General features: G+C 72.4%; 16 protein-coding genes. 11 read left to right on the top strand and 5 right to left on the bottom strand.

What is annotated here, in order from left to right; all coding sequences use genetic code 11:
- Window positions 1-234: 234 nt before the first annotated feature.
- Window positions 235-1,308 carry a M24 family metallopeptidase gene (locus ACFY9I_RS28030; protein WP_391006660.1) on the top strand — a complete coding sequence of 358 codons (1,074 nt, stop codon included), beginning with the start codon at window positions 235-237 and terminating at the stop codon, window positions 1,306-1,308.
- A 47-nt stretch (window positions 1,309-1,355) separates the two neighbouring features.
- Entirely contained in the window at window positions 1,356-2,294 is a 939-nt protein-coding gene (locus ACFY9I_RS28025) for a phosphotransferase (protein WP_391006471.1), read from the top strand.
- A 150-nt stretch (window positions 2,295-2,444) separates the two neighbouring features.
- Here ACFY9I_RS28025 and treZ read toward each other — a convergent pair whose 3' ends face one another.
- Window positions 2,445-4,190, bottom strand: coding sequence for a malto-oligosyltrehalose trehalohydrolase (gene treZ / locus ACFY9I_RS28020; RefSeq protein ID WP_391006468.1), 1,746 nt, complete (start codon window positions 4,188-4,190; stop codon window positions 2,445-2,447).
- Window positions 4,191-4,434: 244 nt separating this feature from the next.
- Between treZ and ACFY9I_RS28015 the strand changes: the two genes are divergently transcribed.
- The 3 genes from ACFY9I_RS28015 to ACFY9I_RS28005 all read left to right on the top strand — a co-directional run bounded on the left by ACFY9I_RS28015 (window position 4,435) and on the right by ACFY9I_RS28005 (window position 6,910).
- On the top strand, window positions 4,435-4,986 hold the full coding sequence (locus ACFY9I_RS28015) for an FHA domain-containing protein (protein ID WP_391006465.1): 552 nt from the start codon (window positions 4,435-4,437) through the stop codon (window positions 4,984-4,986).
- A gap of 191 nt (window positions 4,987-5,177) precedes the next feature.
- The gene (locus ACFY9I_RS28010) at window positions 5,178-6,506 is read left to right on the top strand and encodes a M14 family zinc carboxypeptidase (protein WP_391006462.1); all 1,329 of its coding nucleotides are present in this window, start codon (window positions 5,178-5,180) and stop codon (window positions 6,504-6,506) included.
- Window positions 6,503-6,910, top strand: a complete 408-nt coding sequence (locus ACFY9I_RS28005) for an SSI family serine proteinase inhibitor (protein WP_391006459.1) — start codon at window positions 6,503-6,505, stop codon at window positions 6,908-6,910. Before ACFY9I_RS28010 ends, ACFY9I_RS28005 begins: the two co-directional genes overlap by 4 nt.
- A gap of 60 nt (window positions 6,911-6,970) precedes the next feature.
- Here the strand turns inward: ACFY9I_RS28005 and ACFY9I_RS28000 are convergent, their stop codons facing one another.
- From ACFY9I_RS28000 to glgX, 3 genes are all read right to left on the bottom strand, one after another.
- The gene (locus ACFY9I_RS28000) at window positions 6,971-8,221 is read right to left on the bottom strand and encodes a M14 family zinc carboxypeptidase (RefSeq protein WP_391006657.1); all 1,251 of its coding nucleotides are present in this window, start codon (window positions 8,219-8,221) and stop codon (window positions 6,971-6,973) included.
- Window positions 8,222-8,404: 183 nt separating this feature from the next.
- Window positions 8,405-10,738 (bottom strand): malto-oligosyltrehalose synthase, encoded by a 2,334-nt coding sequence (treY, locus tag ACFY9I_RS27995; RefSeq protein ID WP_391006456.1) that lies wholly within the window; start codon window positions 10,736-10,738, stop codon window positions 8,405-8,407.
- 148 nt (window positions 10,739-10,886) lie between these two features.
- Entirely contained in the window at window positions 10,887-13,022 is a 2,136-nt protein-coding gene (glgX, locus tag ACFY9I_RS27990; protein ID WP_391006453.1) for a glycogen debranching protein GlgX, read from the bottom strand.
- Window positions 13,023-13,351: 329 nt separating this feature from the next.
- Between glgX and ACFY9I_RS27985 the strand changes: the two genes are divergently transcribed.
- The 3 genes from ACFY9I_RS27985 to ACFY9I_RS27975 all read left to right on the top strand — a co-directional run bounded on the left by ACFY9I_RS27985 (window position 13,352) and on the right by ACFY9I_RS27975 (window position 15,919).
- The gene (locus ACFY9I_RS27985; RefSeq protein ID WP_391006654.1) at window positions 13,352-14,599 is read left to right on the top strand and encodes an SAV2148 family HEPN domain-containing protein; all 1,248 of its coding nucleotides are present in this window, start codon (window positions 13,352-13,354) and stop codon (window positions 14,597-14,599) included.
- A 115-nt stretch (window positions 14,600-14,714) separates the two neighbouring features.
- Window positions 14,715-15,437 (top strand): exonuclease domain-containing protein, encoded by a 723-nt coding sequence (locus ACFY9I_RS27980; protein WP_391006450.1) that lies wholly within the window; start codon window positions 14,715-14,717, stop codon window positions 15,435-15,437.
- On the top strand, window positions 15,434-15,919 hold the full coding sequence (locus ACFY9I_RS27975) for a GNAT family N-acetyltransferase (RefSeq protein WP_391006447.1): 486 nt from the start codon (window positions 15,434-15,436) through the stop codon (window positions 15,917-15,919). The genes ACFY9I_RS27980 and ACFY9I_RS27975 overlap by 4 nt, the downstream gene beginning before the upstream one ends.
- Before the next feature lie 11 nt (window positions 15,920-15,930).
- On the opposite strand, the gene ACFY9I_RS27970 is transcribed toward ACFY9I_RS27975, so the two are convergent.
- The gene (locus ACFY9I_RS27970; RefSeq protein WP_391006444.1) at window positions 15,931-16,794 is read right to left on the bottom strand and encodes a phosphotransferase; all 864 of its coding nucleotides are present in this window, start codon (window positions 16,792-16,794) and stop codon (window positions 15,931-15,933) included.
- 142 nt (window positions 16,795-16,936) lie between these two features.
- Between ACFY9I_RS27970 and ACFY9I_RS27965 the strand changes: the two genes are divergently transcribed.
- The 3 genes from ACFY9I_RS27965 to ACFY9I_RS27955 are packed head-to-tail and all read left to right on the top strand — an operon-like array spanning window position 16,937 to window position 20,000.
- Window positions 16,937-17,884, top strand: a complete 948-nt coding sequence (locus ACFY9I_RS27965) for an ABC transporter permease subunit (protein ID WP_391006441.1) — start codon at window positions 16,937-16,939, stop codon at window positions 17,882-17,884.
- Window positions 17,881-18,714: an ABC transporter permease subunit gene (locus tag ACFY9I_RS27960; protein ID WP_391006438.1), complete on the top strand. Its 834-nt coding sequence runs from the start codon at window positions 17,881-17,883 to the stop codon at window positions 18,712-18,714. Before ACFY9I_RS27965 ends, ACFY9I_RS27960 begins: the two co-directional genes overlap by 4 nt.
- On the top strand, window positions 18,714-20,000 hold the full coding sequence (locus ACFY9I_RS27955) for an extracellular solute-binding protein (RefSeq protein ID WP_391006435.1): 1,287 nt from the start codon (window positions 18,714-18,716) through the stop codon (window positions 19,998-20,000). The genes ACFY9I_RS27960 and ACFY9I_RS27955 overlap by 1 nt, the downstream gene beginning before the upstream one ends.
- Window positions 20,001-20,029: the final 29 nt, after the last annotated feature.

The following is a 20,029-nucleotide window of genomic DNA, read 5'->3' as shown; positions in this document are numbered from 1 at the left end:
GACGACGGGCGACGCCACGGCGCGATCGGCTCGCGTGCGCAGCGGCGGAGGGGCAGGATGCTCCCCGTGGCCCCGGGGCGCTTCTCGCACCGGGGGAACTCCGAGCAGACGGAGGCATGGATGACCGGCACACCCAGCGACGGGACCGCCACGGTCCCGACGGGTGCCACGCTCGCGACCGCCACGACGGACGCCGGGCCCGCGGCCTTCACCGTCGAGGACTACCGGGCCCGGATGCGGCGGGCGGCGCGGGCGGCGGCGGACGCCGGGCTCGACGGGCTGCTGATCGCGCCCGGCCCGGACCTGGTGTGGCTGACGGGTCACCGGCCGCCGGAGACGGAGCGGCTGACGATGCTGGTGCTGCGGGACGGCGAGGAACCGGTGCTGGTGGTGCCCGCGCTGGAGTCCCCGGACGCCGCCGAGGCACCCGGCGGCCCCGCGCTCGCCCTCCACGACTGGACCGACGGCAAGGACCCCTACGACGCGGCCGTCTCCGTCCTCGGCCCACGCGGGAGCTTCGGGGTCAGCGACAACACCTGGGCACTGCACCTGCTCGGTCTGCGGCGGCGGCTGCCGGAAACGACGTACGTGGCGCTCACCGAGGCACTCCCGATGCTGCGCGCGGTGAAGGACGCGGCCGAGCTGGAGCGGATGGCGGCGGCGGGCGCGGCCGCGGACCGGGCGTACGAGAAGATCCGCCAGGTCCCCTTCGCCGGCCGCCGGGAGGCCGAGGTCTCCGCCGACCTCGCCGCGCTGCTACGGCGGTTCGGGCACTCCCAGGTCGACTTCGCCATCGTCGCCTCGGGCCCCAACGGCGCCAACCCGCACCACGAGGCGGGGGACCGGGTCATCCGGTCCGGGGACATGGTCGTCCTCGACTTCGGCGGCCTCAAGGACGGCTACGGCTCCGACACCTCCCGCACGGTGCACGTCGGCGAACCGTCCGCAGAGGAGCGCGAGGTGCACGACATCGTGCGCGCCGCCCAGGAGGCGGGCGTCCGCGCGGCACGGGCGGGCGCCGCCTGCCAGGACGTCGACCGGGCCGCCCGCGCGGTCATCTCCGAGGCCGGGTACGGCGACCGTTTCATCCACCGCACCGGTCACGGCATCGGTGTCACCACCCATGAGCCGCCGTACATGGTGGAGGGCGAGGAACGGCCCCTCGTGCCCGGCATGTGCTTCTCCGTCGAACCCGGCATCTATCTGCCGGGCCGGTTCGGCGTGCGGATCGAGGACATCGTGACGGTGACCGAGGACGGCGCCCGACGCCTCAACAACACCCCGCGCGAGATGGCGACCGTGGAGTGACCGACCCCGTGTTCCCGCTCACCTGAACCCCGGACGACGGCGCGACCATGACCCAGGCACCGACACCCAGTGCGGACAGCGTCCGCCGGCTGGTCCGTTCCCTGCTGAAGAACGGGGAGGGACGGCCCGGTGGCACGGGCGGCGACGGACCCGAGGTGCGGCCCGTCGCAGGGGACGAGGCCCACGGCACCTGGTGGGTCGGCTCCCGCCATGTGCTGCGTCTCGCGCCCGACCGGCCCGCCGCCGCACGGCAACGCCGCGAACTGCGGCTGCGCGACGTGGTCCGCCCGCACCTCGGCGTGGCCGTGCCGACGAGCGTGGCGCACGGCGAGTGGGCCGTGGGTCTCACCTACACGCTCGACACCAGACTGCCCGGCGGTACGGCGGGGGAGCACGACGTCTCCGCCGTGGGCGAGGACGATCTGGCGGCACTCCTCACGGGGCTGCGCGATGTGCCGCAGCGCCAGGTCGAGCCGCTCGGGGTGCCCAGGCTCGCGCCGCGCTCCCTGGAGGCGCTGCGTACGGCCGCGGAACGGGCGGCGCGGCTCCTCGCCGAGGCGGACGAGTTCGACGCGGCGCGGCTCGGGCAGCTCACGCCGGCGCACACCGCGCAGCTCGCGGCGCCGGCCGCCGTTCTCATCCACCACGGGCTCTCGGGCGACCACCTGATCGTCAGCGCCGACGGCCGGGTCCGGGGGGTCCTCGGGTGGAGTGACGCGGTCATCGGTGACCCCGCCGAGGACATCGCCGGCCTCGCGACGGCCGTCGGTTCCCCGGCCGCCGTCCGCGCCGCCACCCTCGCCGGTTACGGCGCCCGTCCCTGTCTGCGCGGACTGTGGCTGGCCCGCTGCGACACGGTCGTCGCCCTCGCGGAGGGGCTGCGGGGACGGGCCTCCGCGCCGCTGCCGGTCCTCCGGAACCGCCTGCGGCGCACTTGGGAGGCGATTCTGCTGGAGAGGGTGACGGAGCTGCGGGGTGAGGACTGAGGGTGCCCGTGGGGCGCCTCGGAGCTCGCGGGGCTTCGCGCCGCCTTTCCACTGCGGGCGCGTCGTGCCGCCGGGGCGACTGAGGGCGCGTCGTGCCGCCGGGGCGACCGCGGGTGACACGTGGCTGATCGCGCTGTTCCCCGAGCCCCCTCAGGCCACCGTCAGCACCACGCACGACTCCCCGCCCACGTGCAGCACCCCGTCCGCTCCCGGTGCCTCCACCGGTTCCCAGGACGCCAGGACCCGCGCATGCGGTACCCCGACCGGGATCGCCGCCGTCTCCTTCCCGAGGTTCAGTGCCACCCGGACATCCCCCCGACGGAAGCCGATCCACCGGGCCGCCTCGTCGAACGCGACCTTGACATCGGAGAGGTCGGGGTCGGAGAGGTCGGGCAACGTCCGGCGGAGGTTGATGAGTCGACGGTGCCAGGCGAGCAGACGGGCATGCGGCTCGCGCGCGGGCTCGGACCAGTCGAGGCAGGAGCGGTCACGGGTCGCGGGGTCCTGGGGATCGGGCACGTCCTCCTCCGCCCAGCCGTGCGCCGCGAACTCCCGGCGCCGCCCCCGCCGTACGGCCTCGGCGAGCTCCGGATCGGTGTGATCGGTGAAGAACTGCCAGGGCGTGCGGGCGCCCCACTCCTCGCCCATGAAGAGCATCGGGGTGAACGGCCCCGTGAGCACCAGTGCGGCCGCGCAGGCCAGCAGCCCGGGGGAGAGGGAAGCGGAGAGGCGGTCGCCCCGGGCGCGGTTGCCGACCTGGTCGTGGGTCTGGGTGTAGCCCAGCAGCCGGTGCGCGGAGACGCTCGTACGGTCCAGGGGGCGCCCGTGGCGGCGCTCCCGGAAGGACGAGTACGTACCGTCGTGGAAGTAGCCGCCCGTCAGGGTCTTCGCCAGCCCTGCCAGGCCGGCCCGCGCGAAGTCCTCGTAGTAGCCCTGCGACTCGCCCGTCAGGGTCGTGTGCAGGGTGTGGTGGAAGTCGTCGTTCCACTGGGCGTGCAGGCCCAGCCCGCCCTGGGCGCGCGAGGTGACGAGCCGGGGGTCGTTCAGGTCCGACTCGGCGACCAGGAACAGGGGCCGCTCCACCTCCTCGGCGAGCGCGTCGACCGCCGTCGACAGCTCCTCCAGCAAGTGCAGGGCGCGGGTGTCCTTCAGGGCGTGCACCGCGTCCAGGCGCAGACCGTCGAGGCGGTAGTCGCGCAGCCAGGCCAGGGCACTGCCCAGGAAGTACGCCCGCACCTCGTCGGAGCCGGGCGCGTCCAGGTTGACCGCCGCGCCCCAGGGGGTGTGGTGGCGCTCGGTGAAGTACGGCCCGAAGACGGGCAGGTAGTTGCCGGAGGGGCCCAGATGGTTGTGCACGACGTCGAGCACGACCCCGAGCCCCAGCTCGTGCGCCGCGTCCACGAACCGCTTCAGCGCCTCGGGACCGCCGTACGGCTCGTGCACGGCCCACAGGGAGACACCCTCGTACCCCCAGCCGTGCGTCCCGGGGAACGGACACAGCGGCATCAACTCGACGTGGGTCACGCCCAGTTCCACCAGATGACCGAGGCGTCCGGCGGCCGCGTCCAGCGTGCCCTCGGGGGTGTACGTGCCGACGTGCAGCTCGTAGAGCACCGCGCCCGGCAGCCCGCGTCCGGTCCACGGCGCACGCCACGCGTACCGCCCGTGGTCGACGACCGCGCTCAGCCCGTCGGGGCCGTCCGGCTGGCGGCGCGAGCGCGGATCGGGCAGCACCGGGCCGTCGTCCACGGCGAATCCGTAACGCGTGCCGTCCGTCGCCTCCGCGTCGGCGGTCCACCACCCCGGCCGCTGTGGATCGCGCTCCATCGCGTGCGTGGCGCCCGCGTGATGGAGCGTCATACGGTCGGCCTGCGGTGCCCACACCTCGAACTGCACGGAACGGTTCTCCCTCGGCTGCCGGTCGTGGTCCTGGGTAGTCAGGGGGTGAGCGACCCGGGGAACGCACCCTCGCCACCCCGAGAGCCGCTCCCGTCCATCGTGCGGCACAGGAGATCCCCGTGCGCCCGGATCGGTGCTTTTGCCACCACCCGAGTCACACGGTCCACCCCTGTGTCCGGGGATGGTCACCGTTCACGGGTTTCCTGGACACCCCCCGCCTCCCTGTCCGACAATCACACGCGTGACGTCGTCCTTCGAGTTCCATACGTACCCCGCGCGGCTGTCGGACGCGGAGCGCGACCGCGCGCTCAGGGCGCTGCGTGACGGCGTCGCGCTGGGCAGGCTCTCGCACGACACGTTCATCCGCCGCATGGAGCTGGCGCTCACCGCCCGCCGCTCCGACGAACTCGCCGTGCTCACCGCCGACCTGCCCGCCGAGAACCGCTGGTCCCGACTGGTGCTCGGCACCGTCGGAGCGGTCTCCGGCTTCGGGGTGAAGCTGCGCCGGGCCTGGCAGGCCGAGCGGCTGCCCAAGCTCCAGCTCCCGCACCCGGCGAGCGGCCACGCCCTGCGCATCGGCCGCGACCCGGCGAGCGGACTCCGGCTCAGCCACGAGACGGTCTCCCGGGTGCACGCCGAGCTGAGCCGGCAGGGCGGCATGTGGATCCTGCGCGACCTCGGCTCCACCAACGGCACCACCGTCAACGGCCGTCGGGTGATCGGCGCCGCCGTCGTCCGGGACGGCGATCAGGTGAGTTTCGGCCGGATGACGTTCCGTCTCTCCTCGGAGTGACCGTCCGTCGACCCCACCATGAAGCTCTGGCCTGGGTTTTACCCAGCGAGTTTGTCAACTGCCCTTCCCTTCCAAGCTGTTGACGTACGTTCTCGGCCATGACTGACTGTGCTTACACATGCACAGCAGGTGAACCGACGGCGCCGCATTCGTGGAGGTGTGCCCTGCCGCCACTCCTCCGCTACCCGACCGTGGACGAGCTGTCCGCCCGCGCCGCGGCACTCGTCGCCCGACATCCGCACCACGCCCGACTGCGCCGGGTGGGCACCTCACGGGCCGGCACGCCGATGTGGCTGCTGTCCGTCGGGCGGGGCAGCCGCCACACCCTGATCGTCGCCGGACCGCACGCCAACGAACCCGTGGGCGGCGCCACGGTCCTCAGACTCGCCGAACGGGCCCTGGCCGACCCCAGGTTGACCGAATGCGCCGACACCACCTGGAACCTGCTGCTGAGCCTCGACCCCGACGGCTCACGCCGTAACGAGGGCTGGCTGTCCGGCCCCTACACCCTCGGCCGCTACTTCCGGCACTTCTTCCGCCCGGGCTTCCTGGAACAGCCCGAGTGGCTGCCCGACGGCGCCGCCGGGGCCGCCCTGCCGGAGACCCGTACCCTGCTCGACCTCCAGGACGAACTGCGGCCCTTCCTCCAGTGCTCGCTGCACGGCGTCGACATCGGCGGCGGCTTCGTCGAGCTGACCCGCGAACTGCCGGGCCTCGACCAGCGCGTCGCCCGCACCGCCGCCCGCCTCGGCGTCCCACGCGAACTGAGCCCCTACGACACCCTCCACTGGCCCCGTCTCGGCCCCGCCGTCTACCGGATCCCGCCCCCGCGCCGGGGCGACCTGGCCGCCGCCATGACCGAGGCGGCCGTCGAGTCCACCTGGTACCACCCCCACCGCCACGGCACGGTCACCGCCGTCGTCGAGGCACCCATGTGGGGGGTGAGCGCCGTCGAGGACGCCTCCCCGGCGCCCGACGCCGACGCCGCCCTGCGCACCGTCAGCAGAACCCTGCGCCACGACACCCGGCGCCTGGCAGGCATCCTCGCCCGTGTCCGCCCCTCGGCGAGCGCCGGCCCGGACGCCGCCCGGCTCCTCGCCCCGGTCGACGACTACCTCCTGGTCGGTCCGGGCGTGGCCGACTCCTGGGACCCCGACATCCGCGACGGCACCAACCGGCCGTTGCCCCCGCCCGACACCGCCCGGCTCACCACCCTCGCCCTCTCCGGCCGCAGGGTCGCCCTGCGCACAGCCGGCCTGCTGCACCAGTTGGTGACCCGCGCCGGACACGACCCGGCCGGCGCCCTGCCCGAGCTGGACGGGCTCATCGACACGTGGTGCGCCGACTACCGCGACGGCCACGGGGCACGCTGGATCCCCGTCGCCCGCCAGACGGAGTACCAGACCCGTGTGGTCCTCGCCGCGTTCGAACTGGCGGCCGGGCACCCGCGTACGGCCGGGTCCCGTTCGGGTGAGCCGGAATGGAGTTCCGAGCCCGCCGTGCCGATGCACCGGGAATGACGCACACCACCCACACGCTCCGAGCCGGCCTGCTGGCGGCGCTCGCCCTCCTCACCGTCGCCTCCTCGGCCCCCGCACGCGCGACCGCCCTCCAGGGCGACTGGCTCTACGTCTCCGTCACCCGAGGCGACGTCCGCTCCTCCGACACCCGAGGCGCCCTCCTCCTGTGCGACCCGCCCCAGGGCCACGACCACGCCGCCCAGGCCTGCGACGAACTCCGCGGCACCGACGGCGACATCACCCGCATCCCCCACCGAAACGCCATCTGCACCGAGATCCACGCTCCCGTCCGAGCCACCGCACAAGGCCGGTGGAACGGCAGACCGGTCACCTACGACCAGACCTTCGCCAACCCCTGCGTGATGACGGCCCGCACCGGAGCGGTCTTCGCCCTGCCGAACTGACGGTCCGCCTGCGTGCCCCTTCAGGGGCACGGGGCCGTATCACCCCGGACAGGCCGCTCGTCACCTCACATCGCCGCCCGCGTGCGACGCCGCCGCCAGCACCGTGCGCACCTGATGCTCCACCTGATCGGCCAACGGCACCCACCGCGCCCGAAACCGGTCGGCGAACGATTCGCACCACTCGGCGACAAGCCCCTCGAGATGCGGCACCCCCGGGTCGCCGGCCTCCCGCAACACCCGCAGCAGCATCGCCGCGGCCCGCAGCGGAAGCCGGCGCCCGAAGGCGTCCACACTGCCCACGTACGCCGTGGTCAGGCCCGCCGGCGGCCCGTCGACCCAGTCCCGGGCCAGCCCCGGCACCAGGGCCAGCGCCCACCGCGCGGCCCGCAGCAGCGGCCCCTCGGGGCCCGACAGCCGGGGCAGCGCCTCGCTGAGCACCCCCTCCACCTGGCCCGCCTCCGCGAGGAGCCGCCGCGCCAGATGCCGTAGCGCCGCCGCCGGAGCCGGATGCGGGGCCGTGTCGTCCACCAGGTCGCTTGCCCACATCGGCACCTCGACGACCGCCGTCAGACCGCCGTGGCGGTGGGCGTGGTACCAGGTGCTGTGCCGGGCGTCGTCCGGCATGCTCGGGTACGCCGGATGGCCGTCGGGACGCGGCATCACGAACACACCGGGCCCGGACACGGGCCAGCCGGCGGCATCGGAGGCCCCCATCTCCACCGGTATACCCAGCTCGGCCGCCGACTTGGCGAACGGCTCGGCCAGGCCCGGTACGTCCTTCGTCAACTGCACCCAACTACCCCCGAGATCGGTGCCGTGCAGGGTCACCTGGAGGTAGGGCCGCAGCTCGTCCAGGACGCCCAGCAGGGCGTGGGTCTCGGGCGGCAGCCGGTCCGGCGGCAGCACCGACGGCGACCACTCCGGCTGCTCGGGTCCGGCCGGGCGGAAGAACCCCAGGTGGTAGTCGAGGAGGGTGCGCGGCGCCGCGTTCCTGTGCAGGCTGGCCCCGTCCGGATCCGCGCACAGCACGAAATGCCAGGAGACACCCGTCCGCAACCGCTGTTCCCGTACGACCCGTTCGGCCAGCGCGAGCACCGTGGAGCCGCCGGTCGGTTCGTTCGCGTGGGCGCCCGCGACGACCAGCACGGCCCGTCTCGCGTGGCCCACGGACAGCAGCCGCAGCGGTCGGCCCGCCCGGGAGACACCGATCCGCCGCAGCGCGCACAGCCCCGGCCGACGGGCCGTCAGCGCCCGTGCCGCCCTCTCCAGTTCCGCCACCGTGGGATAACCGAGCTCCAACAGCAGACCCACCCCCGTCCAGTCCACCGGCACCGAGAACCCCGCCACCCGGTCGGGCCGGGTGGGGGAGATACCCAGTGTCCTGGCGTCGAAGGGGCGGCTCCCAGGGGCGCCCAGGGGCATTCACCGCCATCCGGTACGGGAGATACCGCTACCCGGCGGACACCTCACCGCCACCCGGCGGACGCCTCGCCGTCATCCGCCGGCCCGCTCCAGCAGCGCGACCGGCGCCGTCCCCAGGAGCCCGGCCAGCCGTACGTCCCCGGTGAACTCCCGTTCCCCGCCGAGCACATCGACCCACCGCCCCTCCGGCAGCGTCAGCCGTGTGTCTCCCCAGCCCCCGGCCTCCGCCAGCCGCGACGACAGCCGGGTGACCGCCGTGACCACCTCACCGGACCGTACGAAGGCCAGACAGTGCCCGGCCGCCGGCCCGTCGGCCGCGAGCGGCGCGTACGTCGCTGCCACCCCGAACACCTCCGGACGCCGCAGGCGCAGCCGCAGCGCGGCCGAGGTGAGCCGGAACTTCTCCGAGGCCCCCTCCCGCGCCGCGAAGGGCCGCCGGTTGTCCGGGTCGACCAGCGCCAGATACTCGTCCTCGGTGCCCTGGTAGACGTCCGGTACGCCCGGCATCGTCAGATGCACCAAGGCCGCGCCGAGGACGTTCGCCCGTACATGGGGCTCCAGAGCCTCCCGCAGCGAGGCGACCCGTGTGTCCAGGGCGGGCCCCCGCGCGACGAAGTCCGTCACGGCCTGCTCGTACACCGGGTTCTGCTCGGTCCAGGAGGTGTGGAGCCCCGCCTCCCGCACATGCTTCAGCAGGGCGCCCCGCAACCGCTCCTCGTCCGCCGGACCAGGACCGAGCCCGAACGCCGTCTGCCAGGCGGCCCATGCCACCTGCGGATCCGGCACCCCCGCACCGTCCCGCGTCACCTCCGCCAGTACGGCGGCCCACCGCTCCGGGCACTCGCCGAGCACCGCGATCGCCGCCCGCACGTCCGCGCTGCGCTTGGTGTCGTGCGTCGACAGCACGGTCCCCGTCGCCGGCCAGTCCCGCTGCACCCGCGCGCAGTACGCGTGGAAGTCCTCCGGCGAAACCGCCGGGTCTCCCGGGTTCCCGCCCACCTCGTTGGCGGACAGCAGCGGCACATAGCGGTAGAACGCCGTGTCCTCCACCGACTTGGCCCGCAGTGCCGACGACGTCTGCGCGAACCGCGCCCGGAACTCCGCCTGCTCCGGCCCGTCACCCGCCCGCCCCAGGACCAGATCCCGTACGGCGTCCACCGACCGGGCCTCCTCCGGCACCACGAACACCGCACGCGCCTCGGCCGCCGCCTCCTCGGTGACGACGAGGGAGGCGTCCTGGGAGGAGTACGGGCGGTACACCTCCATCCGCGCGAGCAGCTCGCACAGCGCGGTGCGCAGCGCCCACGGCGCGTGGTCGCGCAGCGCCGGCTCCGAGGAGCGCTCGCACAACCGGTGCGCCACCCGGGTGAGGCGTTCGACCTCGGTGGCCAGTTCATGCGTGAGCACCCGGTACGCGGCCCGACGTACGGTCGGCTCCCACTCGCCGCCCCGGTCGTCCTGCGCGGTGGTGAACCGCCCGTACCGCTCCCGCAGTTCACCCGCTCCCACCGGGTCCGTGAACAGCCCGTCGACGTGCCGCAGCGCGTCGTAGCCGGTGGTCCCCGCCACCGGCCAGGCCGCGGGCAGCGCCTCCCCGTCCGCCAGGATCTTCTCCACCACGGTCCACCGCCCGTCCGTGGCCCGGTGCAGCCGCCGCAGATAGGCGTCGGGATCGGCCAGCCCGTCGGGGTGATCGACGCGCAGGCCCTGCACGACGTCGTCGTCCAGCAACTGAAGGATCTTCGCGTGCGTGGCGTCGAAGACCTCCGGCTCCTCCACCCGCACCCCGATCAGCTCCGAAATGCTGAAGAACCGCCGGTAGTTCAGCTCGGTGCGGGCCAGCCGCCACCAGGCCGGCCGGTACCACTGCGCGTCCAGCAACTGCGGCAGCGGCAGCTTCTCGGTACCCTCCCGCAGCGGGAACACATGGTCGTAGTACCGCAGCTCCCGCCCGTCGACGACGAACTGCTCGATCTCGTCGCCCAGCGGCCCGCCGAGCACCGGCAGCAGGACCCGTCCGCCCTGCGCCTCCCAGTCGATGTCGAACCACCGCGCGCACGGCGATTTCGGCCCCTCCCGCAACACCTCCCACAGCGCCCGGTTGTGCTTGGGGGCCATGGCCATGTGGTTGGGCACGATGTCCACGACGAGCCCGAGTCCGTGCTCCCGAGCGATCCGCGCGAGCTCCCGCAGTCCCTCCTCCCCGCCCAGCTCCCCGCGCACCCGCCCGTGATCGACCACGTCGTACCCGTGCGCCGACCCCGGCACGGCCTCCAGCACGGGGGAGAGGTGAAGATGGGAGACACCGAGGGAGGCGATGTAGGGAACGGCGGCCGCGGCGGCGGCGAACGGAAAGCCGGGCTGGAGCTGAATCCGATAGGTGGCGGCAGGCACGACAGAGGTCATGGAGTCCTACGTACCCGCTGGGCGGTGTTTTGCGCGGCTTGACACGCAAGGGCACGCCGAGCCCCGTCAGGGCCGCGGGAAACCGCGCGAGCAGTCACAGACAAGTCGCGGTCAGGCACAGCGGTCACTCCCGCGGCGATCCCGCCGGCTAAGCGGGCCTCCTGAAAACAGCCAGGCTCCGGTCCACCAGCCTCACCCGCTCCCCGGCCGCCACCTTCGGCCCGTCCTCGGGCGCCGCGTCCTCCCGCCCGGTGTCCACGACCATCTGCCACTGCGGACCGTGGTTGACCGGAACCTCGAACTCCAGCGAATGCGCCGACGCGTTCACCATCAAGAGGAACGAGTCGTCGCTGATCCGCTCGCCCCGCGCGCCCGGCTCGGAGATCGCGCTCCCGTTCAGGAACACGGTCAGCGCCCCGGCCTGCGCGGAATCCCAGTCCCGCTGCACCATCTCCCGCCCCTGGGGCGTGAACCAGGCGATGTCCGACAGCTCGTCGTGCGTGCCCTCCACGGGCCGCCCGTGGAAGAACCGCCGCCGCCGGAAGACGGGATGGTCCCTCCGCAACCACACCATCGCGCGTGTGAAGGCCAGCAGATCCCCGAAGACCTCGCCCGCGCCGTCCTCCGCGTCCTCGCCGCCGGGCCACGGCACCCAGGACACCTCGTTGTCCTGGCAGTACGCGTTGTTGTTGCCGCCCTGCGTCCGCGCGAACTCGTCGCCGTGGCTGAGCATCGGCACACCCTGCGACAGCATCAGCGTGGCGATGAAGTTCCGCATCTGCCGGACCCGCAGTCCCACCACCCCGGGGTCGTCGGTCTCTCCCTCGGCCCCGCAGTTCCAGGACCGGTTGTGGCTCTCCCCGTCCCGGTTGTCCTCCCCGTTCGCGTCGTTGTGCTTGTCGTCGTAGGAGACGAGATCGCGCAGCGTGAAGCCGTCGTGGCAGGTCACGAAGTTGATGGAGGCCAGCGGGCGCCGCCCGTCGTCCTGGTACAGGTCGGACGAGCCGGTCAGCCGGGAGGCGAACTCCGCGAGCGTACGAGGCTCGCCCCGCCACAGGTCCCGTACGGTGTCGCGGTACTTGCCGTTCCACTCGGTCCACAGCGGCGGGAAGTTGCCCACCTGGTAGCCGCCCTCGCCGACGTCCCAGGGCTCGGCGATCAGCTTCACCTGGGAGACCACCGGGTCCTGCTGGACGAGGTCGAAGAACGACGACAGCCTGTCCACCTCGTGGAACTGCCGTGCCAGGGTGGCGGCGAGGTCGAAGCGGAAGCCGTCGACATGCATCTCGGTCACCCAGTACCGCAGCGAGTCCATGATCAGCTGCAGGACGTGCGGCGAGCGCATGAGCAGGGAGTTGCCCGTCCCCGTCGTGTCCATGTAATAGCGCGGGTCGTCCGTGAGCCGGTAGTAGGAGGGGTTGTCCAGGCCCTTGAAGGAGAGCGTGGGCCCCAGGTGGTTGCCCTCGGCCGTGTGGTTGTAGACCACGTCGAGGATGACCTCGATCCCGGCCTCGTGCAGAGCCCGCACCGCCGACTTGAACTCCAGCACCTGCTGCCCCCGGTCGCCCCAGGAGGCGTACGCGTTGTGCGGGGCGAAGAAGCCGATCGTGTTGTAGCCCCAGTAGTTGCTGAGGCCCATGTCGGCCAGCCGGTGGTCGTTCACGAACTGGTGTACGGGCATCAGCTCCAGCGCTGTGACGCCCAGCTCGGTCAGATGCTCGATGATCGCCGGGTGGGCGAGCGCCGCGTACGTGCCGCGCAGCTCCTCGGGCAGCGCCGGGTGCCGCATCGTGAGGCCCTTCACATGGGCCTCGTAGATCACCGTGTGGTGGTACTCGGTGCGGGGCCGGCGGTCGTCTCCCCAGTCGAAGTACGGGTTGACCACGACCGACGTCATCATGTGGGGCGCCGAGTCGAGATCGTTGCGCTTGTCGGGCGCCCCGAAGTGATAGCCGTACACCTCCTCGCCCCACTTCACGGAGCCGCTGATGGCACGCGCGTACGGATCGAGCAGCAGTTTCGCGGAGTTGCAGCGCAGTCCGCGCTCCGGCGCGTACGGGCCGTGCACACGGAAGCCGTACCGTTGCCCGGGCATCACCCCGGGCAGGTAGGCGTGCCGTACGAACGCGTCCGACTCGCGCAGTTCCACCGCCGTCTCGGAGCCGTCGTCGTCCAGCAGACACAGCTCTACTCGGTGCGCGGCCTCCGAGAAGACCGCGAAGTTGGTACCGGCGCCGTCGTACGTGGCGCCGAGCGGATACGCCTGTCCAGGCCAGACCTGCATGGATACGACTCTTCCAGTTGTCGCGCGCCACTGAGGGCGACTCCGGAGGGAGTCTCCCCCAAACTGATGGAACCTCCTAAGACATACGTCCCTTCTGCCCAGCGGCGGGCACATCGTGACGTGCCGCGGGCGGCCGGTGTTCGGTCGTCGGGGGCCCGACCGCTATGAATCAGCTCACTCCCGGTGCGGTGGTGGACCGGAACGGCCAAGTCTCGTGCGGTGGTTGAGAAACGACCTGTCCATCGGGCTGCAACGCCGGGTGCTACCGGAGTACCCTTCCTTGATCGTTGAGTAGGGGCGAGCTCGGGGGAGCGGAAGGCGGTGCGTGGGTGGGCTCGGGAGGGCTGGAGTTGCCTCCTGGTGACGCGAGCGACACGGGTCACGAGGAGAACTCCACAGATGTCCCACCCGGCGCGGTGTCCCTGGCACGGCCGATGGAGCGGGGCTCCATCGGCCCGGAACTGGACTGGAACGCCGACGCCTGGCTCGAAGTACGTACGCGCGCCCAGCGGGCCGGCCGCGCCTACATCTGGCTGAACCTCGTCGAACAGCGGCTGCGGGCGGTGGTGGCCGCCGTGCTGCGGCCCATCTACGAGCCCGTCCACGGCGACGACTGGGTGGTCGCCGCCGCCGGCCCCGCCGGACAGGAGTGGGTGCAGCGCGCCGTCGCGGTACGCGAGGTCAGCCGCCGCAAGGGCTATCTGCTCGACCCTGCCGACGACAATGTGCTCAGCTTCCTCACCCTGCCCCAGTTGCGCGAGCTGATGGTGCAGCACTGGCCCTGCTTCGAGCCGTACATCGACGAGCGGCGCGATGTCGAACTGGCCCTGGACGAGCTGGAGGTCACCCGGAACGTGGTCTCCCGCAACCGGGCGCTCTCCGAGGCCGTCCTCGCCCAGGCCGAGCGTGCCTCGGCGAAACTGCTGGAGATCCTGGGCGCGGGCAGCGACGTGCCGTCCGCCCGCCGGCTGCCCGTAGACGCGGTCGAGGACCTGGTCGGCGACCGGTACGCGGACGTCGTCGGTGTCCACTCCGACCGGGTCCGGCTGCTGCGGCAGTTCCCCGCAGAGGACCTCTTCGGTGGAGCCCGCCGCCTCGACGCCATCGGGACGGGCCTGAACCTACTCGTGCAGAACTTCTCCGGGCGGCGGCTGGTGCGGCTCGCCGAGTCCGGCTGCCGGGTGCGGCTGCTCTTCCTCAACCCGGCCTCCAGTGCGGTGAAGCGGCGCGAACGCGAACTGGGCATAAAGCGCGGCGAGTTGAGCCGTGCCGTGGAGATGAACATCCTCCATATGCGCCGGGTCCGCTCCAGCCTCCGTGATCCCGACGCCTTCGAGATCCAGGTCTTCGACGAGACCCCCCGCTTCACCGCCTACCTCGTCGACGGCGACGGCTCGGACGGTGTCGCCGTCGTCCAGACCTATCTGCGGCGCACCCGGGGCATGGAGGCGCCGGTGCTCGTCCTGCGCGGCGGCAACCGCGTCCTCAAGGCGAACGAGAACGGCGAGGTCGGGCTCTTCGACACCTACCGCGAGGAGTTCGAGGCGGCCTGGGCGGACTCGCGACCCGTGTCGTGAGCGGGGTCGAGGTGGGGTGCCGGGCGGTCAAGCGGAATGCGGCCCTCGGATTGTCAGTGGCCCATGGGATGGTGGTGGTCACTGGGGGAAAGCACCACCAAGAAGGGGGGCCAGCATGGGTTGGCACCGGCAATTGCTGATCGGCTTCGACCTGGAGACCACCGGGACGGACCCGCGCGAGGCGCGCATCGTCACGGGCGCGATCATCGAGGTCAGGGACGGGGAACCGGTCGGACACCGGGAATGGCTCGCGGACCCGGGCATGGAGATCCCGGAGGAGGCGGTGGCGGTGCACGGCATCACCAACGCCCGCGCGACGGCCGAGGGCAGACCGGCCGACCAGGTCGCCGACGCCATCGCCGACGTCCTCGTCTCCTACTGGAAGACGGGCGTCCCGGTCGTGGCGTACAACGCGGCCTTCGACCTCACCCTGCTCTCCGCGGAACTGCGCCGGCACGGCCTGCCGTCCCTGCGCGACCGGCTCGGCGGCATCGACCCGGCACCGGTCGTCGACCCGTACACGATCGACCGCTCCGTCGACCGCTACCGCCGGGGCAAACGCAATCTCGAAGCGGTCTGCGCCGAGTACGGCGTCCCGCTCGACGCCGCGCACGACGCCTCCGCAGACGCCCTGGCCGCCGCCCGCCTCGCCCGCGCGATAGCCCAGCGCCACCCGAAGGTCGCCGCCCTCGGACCGGCCGAGCTGCACCGCCGTCAGATCGACTGGTACGCCGAGTGGGCAGCCGACTTCCAGGCCTTCCTCCGCCGCAAGGGCAACCCGGAGGCGGTCGTGGACGCGATCTGGCCGCTGCGCGAACTGGAGGACGAAACGGTATGACCGCCACGGAGATCTCCGTGCGCGAGGTAGGTGACAGCGACCTGCCGTTCTTCTGGCGGAACTTCTCCGATCCCGAGGCGCGGCGGATCGCCGCCTTCACCGGGGGGTACAACTACGACCGGGCGCTCTTCGACGGCCACTGGGCGAAGCTCCGCGCCGACTCCGAGGTGCTGAACCGCACGGTGGTCGCCGACGGCGAGGTCGTCGGCTGCATCGCGGTCTTCGGTCCGCCGGACGAACGCGAGGTCACCTACTGGATCGACCGCGCCCACTGGGGCCGGGGCATCGCCACCGCCGCCCTCACCGCCCTGATCGGCCTCGTCCCCACCCGCCCCCTGCACGCCTACGCGGCCGCCGACAACGCCGGATCGATCCGTGTCCTGGAGAAGTGCGGCTTCGTCGTCACCGGCCACGACCGGGGCTTCGCCCAGGCCCGCGACGCCGAGATCGACGAAGTGGCGCTCATACTCCGGGCCGTCTGAGCCGGAGCCGCTCAGAAGGGGTACCAGCGGACCGTCTCGTCCCCCTCACGCAGCGAGGCGACGCGGCGTTCGAACTCGGCCAGTGCCTTGGGGTTGCTGGGCGCGTGCTGGGCGACCCAGGCGCAACTGGCCGTCTCACGGGCACCTCGCAGTACGGAGCAGCCGTCCCAGGCGCGGACGTCCCAGCCGTAGGCGACGGTGAACATGTCGTACTCGTCGGCCGGAAGCCCGTAGCGGTCGTGGGAGAGCGCCATGACGACGAGGTCGTGCTCGCGGAGGTCGCCGGAGAAGGTCTCCAGGTCGACGAGGACGGGGCCGTCGGGGCCGATGTGGACGTTGCGGGGGAGGGCGTCGCCGTGGATCGGGCCCGGCGGCAGATGAGGGGTGAGGGCGGCGGCCCCCGCCGCGAAGCCGTCGCGGCGTTCGCGGAGGTAGTCCGCGTCCGACGGGTCGATCGCGTCACCGGCGAGCCGCAACCAGCGCTCCACACCACCCAGCAGCTCACGGCGGGGCAGCGTGAAGGGCGGCGTCGGGAGGGCGTGGACCTGACGGAGGAGTTCGGCCACATCGCGTGGCCCGGCGGGGCGCACGGCGTCGGGCAGACGGTGCCACACGGTCACCGGGTGTCCCTCGACGAGCAGGGCCTCCGGCGCGGCGGCCCGTACGGCCGGGAGGCCCTGCGCGGCCAGCCAGCCCGCGATGCGCACCTCGCGGCGGGCCCGGTCGAGGAGCTCGGCGTCGCGGCCCACCTTGACCACCAGGTCACCGGCGGCGAACACCGCGTTCTCGCCCAGGGCGAGCAACCGCGCGTCCCCGGCCGCACCGGGCAGCACACCGGCCGCGACCAGCACGCCCCGCGCCTGTGCCTCGTCCATCCTTCGCCTCCGTGTCGTACGGCTGACGCTCCCCTCGGGGCGTCAGGTTCACGCCATCCGTGGGTCAGTCTCGCATTCGCACAGGTCGGGCCCTGTGCGCGATGCCTTGACGCCCTTTCACGCCCTCTGCACCATGACGGACATGACCTTGGCGACCGCGAAGCCGAAACGCCCGCGACCGGCCAAGCGACGCACCCCGGGGGACGGCCGGGACCGGCGCCTTCTCGACCACGGCGCCTGGTTCCTGGTGCTGCCCGCGCTGATACCCATCCTGGTGCTGAGTGTCGGCCCCCTGCTGTACGGCATCGGGCTGGCGTTCACCGATGCGCAGTCCGGCCGTACGGAGCCCACCCGGTGGATCGGCACGCTCAACTTCCAGGATCTGCTGCACGACACCCTGTTCTGGGATTCGTTCCGTATCGGCCTGCTGTGGGCCGTCGGGGTGACCGTGCCGCAGTTCCTGCTCGCGCTCGGCCTCGCCCTCCTGCTCAACGAGCGGTTACGGCTGCGCCGGCTGGCCCGCGCGCTCGCGATCATCCCCTGGGCCATGCCGGAGGTGGTCGTCGGCATCATGTGGCGGCTCGTCTACAACCCTGACGCGGGCATCCTCAACGAGACCCTCCGCGACCTGGGCCTCGGCGACGGCCGCGACTGGCTGAGCGGACTGGCCACCGCCCTGCCCGCCGTCCTGGTGGTCGGCGTCTGGGCGGGTATGCCCCAGACCACCGTCGCCCTGCTCGCCGGCCTGCAGAACACCCCGCGGGAACTGCACGAGGCGGCCGCGATGGACGGCGCGGGTGCCTGGCGCCGCTTCCGCACCGTCACCTGGCCGGCCATCAGGCCCATCGCGCTCGCCATCTCGGCACTGAACCTGATCTGGAACTTCAACTCCTTCGCCCTGGTGTACGTCCTCACCAACGGCGGACCCGGCGGCCGGACCCGCCTGCCGATGCTCTTCGCGTACGAGGAGGCCTTCCGTTACGGGCAGTTCGGGTACGCGGCGGCGATGGGATGTGCGATGGTCGCGGTGATCTCGGTCGTCCTCGCGTTCCATCTGGTCGGCCGACTGCGGCGGGGTGAGGGCGCGTGAGGACCAGCAGAGCAGCCCGGGCCGGCCAGTACGCGGCCCTTCTCGCGTATCTCGCCTTCCTCGCGTTCCCGTTCCTCTGGCTGATCTCCACGGCCTTCAAACCGGCCCGTGAGCTGGGCAGTCTCCATCCGACCTGGATCCCTGAGGACCCGACCCTCGCCAACTTCCGGCAGGCGTTCGACGAACAGCCCCTGCTTCAGGCCGCGCTGAACTCGCTGGTCGCGGCGCTCGGCGCGGCCGTCGTCGCCGTGCTGATCGCGACCCCGACGGCCTATGTGATGGCCCGGCAGCGCTCCACCCTGTCGCGGATGGCGACCGGATGGGTGGTGGTCAGCCAGGCGTTCCCGTTCGTGCTGGTGATCATCCCGCTGTTCCTGGTGCTGAAGAACCTCCGGCTGATCAACTCCGTACCCGGACTGATCATGGTGTACGTGGTGTGGGCCCTGCCCTTCGCGCTGTGGATGCTCGTCGGCTACGTACGGGCCGTGCCCGTCGAGCTGGAGGAGGCGGCGGCGGTCGACGGGGCCGGGAGACTGCGGACGCTGGTGTCGGTGACGGCGCCCCTGCTGGCGCCGGGCATCGTGGCGACGGCGCTGTTCGCCTTCATCACCGCGTGGAACGAGTTCTTCTTCGCGCTCGTGCTGCTCAAGACCCCGCAGAAGCAGACGCTGCCGGTCGTCCTCACCCACTTCATCGGGGCGGAGGGCGTGGCCGACCTCGGTCCGCTGGCCGCCGCGGCCTTCCTCGCGACGCTGCCCTCCCTGGTCGTCTTCGCGATCATCCAGAAACGGATCACGGGCGGCACGCTCGCCGGGGCGGTGAAGAGCTGATGCGCGCACGATGGCTGGTCGCGGCCCTGTCGTTCTGTCTCCTCGCCACCGGCTGCGTCTCGGACGGCGACGGCGGCTCCGACGGCGGCCGCGTCACCCTCCGCTTCCAGTCCCTGGCCTGGCAGGAGGAGTCCGTCGCGGCCAACAAGGAGTTGGTGGAGGAGTGGAACGCCGCCCACCCCGACGTCAAGGTCGAGTATGTGCAGGGGACGTGGGACAGCGTCCACGATCAGTTGCTCACCTCCTTCGAGGGCGGTGAGGCACCGGACATCGTCCACGACGCCTCGGACGACCTCGCGGACTTCGCGTACGGCGGCTACCTCGCCGATCTGCGCGAGCTGCTGCCCGAGCGCCTCAAGGCGGACATCCCGCGGCGCTCTTGGGAGACGACGACCTTCGGGGACGGGATCTACGGGGTGCCGTTCCTCCAGGAACCGAGGGTCATGATCGCCAACGCCGCGTGGCTGCGCGAGTCCGGCGTGCGCGTGCCGACCCCGGACGACCCGTGGACCTGGGAGGAGTTCCGGGAGGTCGCGAGGGAGCTGAGCGGCGACGGGAAGTACGGCGTCGCCTGGCCGCTGAAGGAGCCGGTGTCGGCCACGCTGAACCTCTCGCTGTCGGCGGGCGGCCAGCTCTTCCACCGGGACGGGGACGGCAAGGTCCAGGTCCGCTTCGAGGCGGCGGACGCGGTCGTGCCGAAGACCGTGCACGACGAGGTGAACACCGACGAGAGCGCGCCCGGCACCACCCTCGGCATGGGCGGCTCCGACACGCTACCGGGCTTCTTCGGCGGCAAGTACGCCATGGTCCCGCTCGGCTTCTCCTACCGTCAGCAGATCGTCCAGCAGGCCCCCGAGGGCTTCGACTGGCAGGTGCTGCCCGCCCCGGCCGGCGCCGACGGCCTCACCCAGGGCGTCAGCCCGCAGACCCTCTCCGTCGCCGAGGACAGCCCGCACAAGCAGGAGGCCGTCGAGTTCATCGACTTCCTTCTCCGCCCCGACAACATGGTCCGCCTCGCCCTCGGCGACTGGATGCTCCCCACCGGCACCGAGGCACTCAAGGACCCGGCCCTGCGCACGACCGAGCACGACTGGGCCACCGGCACCGCCCTGGCCGCGCACCTGCGCTCCGCCCCCGCCCAGTCCGTGCGCGGCTACCCGGAGTGGAAGGACAAGGTCGCCACCCCCGCCTTCCAGGAGTACTACAGCGGCGCCATCGACCTCGACGAACTTCGCGAACGCCTGGAGGAGGACGGCAACCTGGTGCTGGCCCGCTACCAGCGGTGAGCGGTGAGCGGTGAGCGGCGGCTCCCGGG

The sequence above is a fragment of the Streptomyces sp. NPDC012510 genome (assembly GCF_042955065.1).
Taxonomy (GTDB): Bacteria; Actinomycetota; Actinomycetes; order Streptomycetales; family Streptomycetaceae; genus Streptomyces.
This window is presented reverse-complemented; position numbering and strand designations above follow the sequence as displayed.

Bases quoted from the DNA above. Each gene is read 5' to 3' on its own strand.
- treY (WP_391006456.1), bottom strand. From the start codon at position 10,738: ATGACCTCTGTCGTGCCTGCCGCCACCTATCGGATTCAGCTCCAGCCC.
- ACFY9I_RS28005 (WP_391006459.1), top strand. From the start codon at position 6,503: ATGACGCACACCACCCACACGCTCCGAGCCGGCCTGCTGGCGGCGCTC.
- ACFY9I_RS27975 (WP_391006447.1), top strand. From the start codon at position 15,434: ATGACCGCCACGGAGATCTCCGTGCGCGAGGTAGGTGACAGCGACCTG.
- ACFY9I_RS27955 (WP_391006435.1), top strand. From the start codon at position 18,714: ATGCGCGCACGATGGCTGGTCGCGGCCCTGTCGTTCTGTCTCCTCGCC.
- ACFY9I_RS28030 (WP_391006660.1), top strand. From the start codon at position 235: ATGCGGCGGGCGGCGCGGGCGGCGGCGGACGCCGGGCTCGACGGGCTG.
- ACFY9I_RS28025 (WP_391006471.1), top strand. From the start codon at position 1,356: ATGACCCAGGCACCGACACCCAGTGCGGACAGCGTCCGCCGGCTGGTC.
- ACFY9I_RS27965 (WP_391006441.1), top strand. From the start codon at position 16,937: ATGACCTTGGCGACCGCGAAGCCGAAACGCCCGCGACCGGCCAAGCGA.
- ACFY9I_RS27970 (WP_391006444.1), bottom strand. From the start codon at position 16,794: ATGGACGAGGCACAGGCGCGGGGCGTGCTGGTCGCGGCCGGTGTGCTG.
- ACFY9I_RS27980 (WP_391006450.1), top strand. From the start codon at position 14,715: ATGGGTTGGCACCGGCAATTGCTGATCGGCTTCGACCTGGAGACCACC.
- glgX (WP_391006453.1), bottom strand. From the start codon at position 13,022: ATGCAGGTCTGGCCTGGACAGGCGTATCCGCTCGGCGCCACGTACGAC.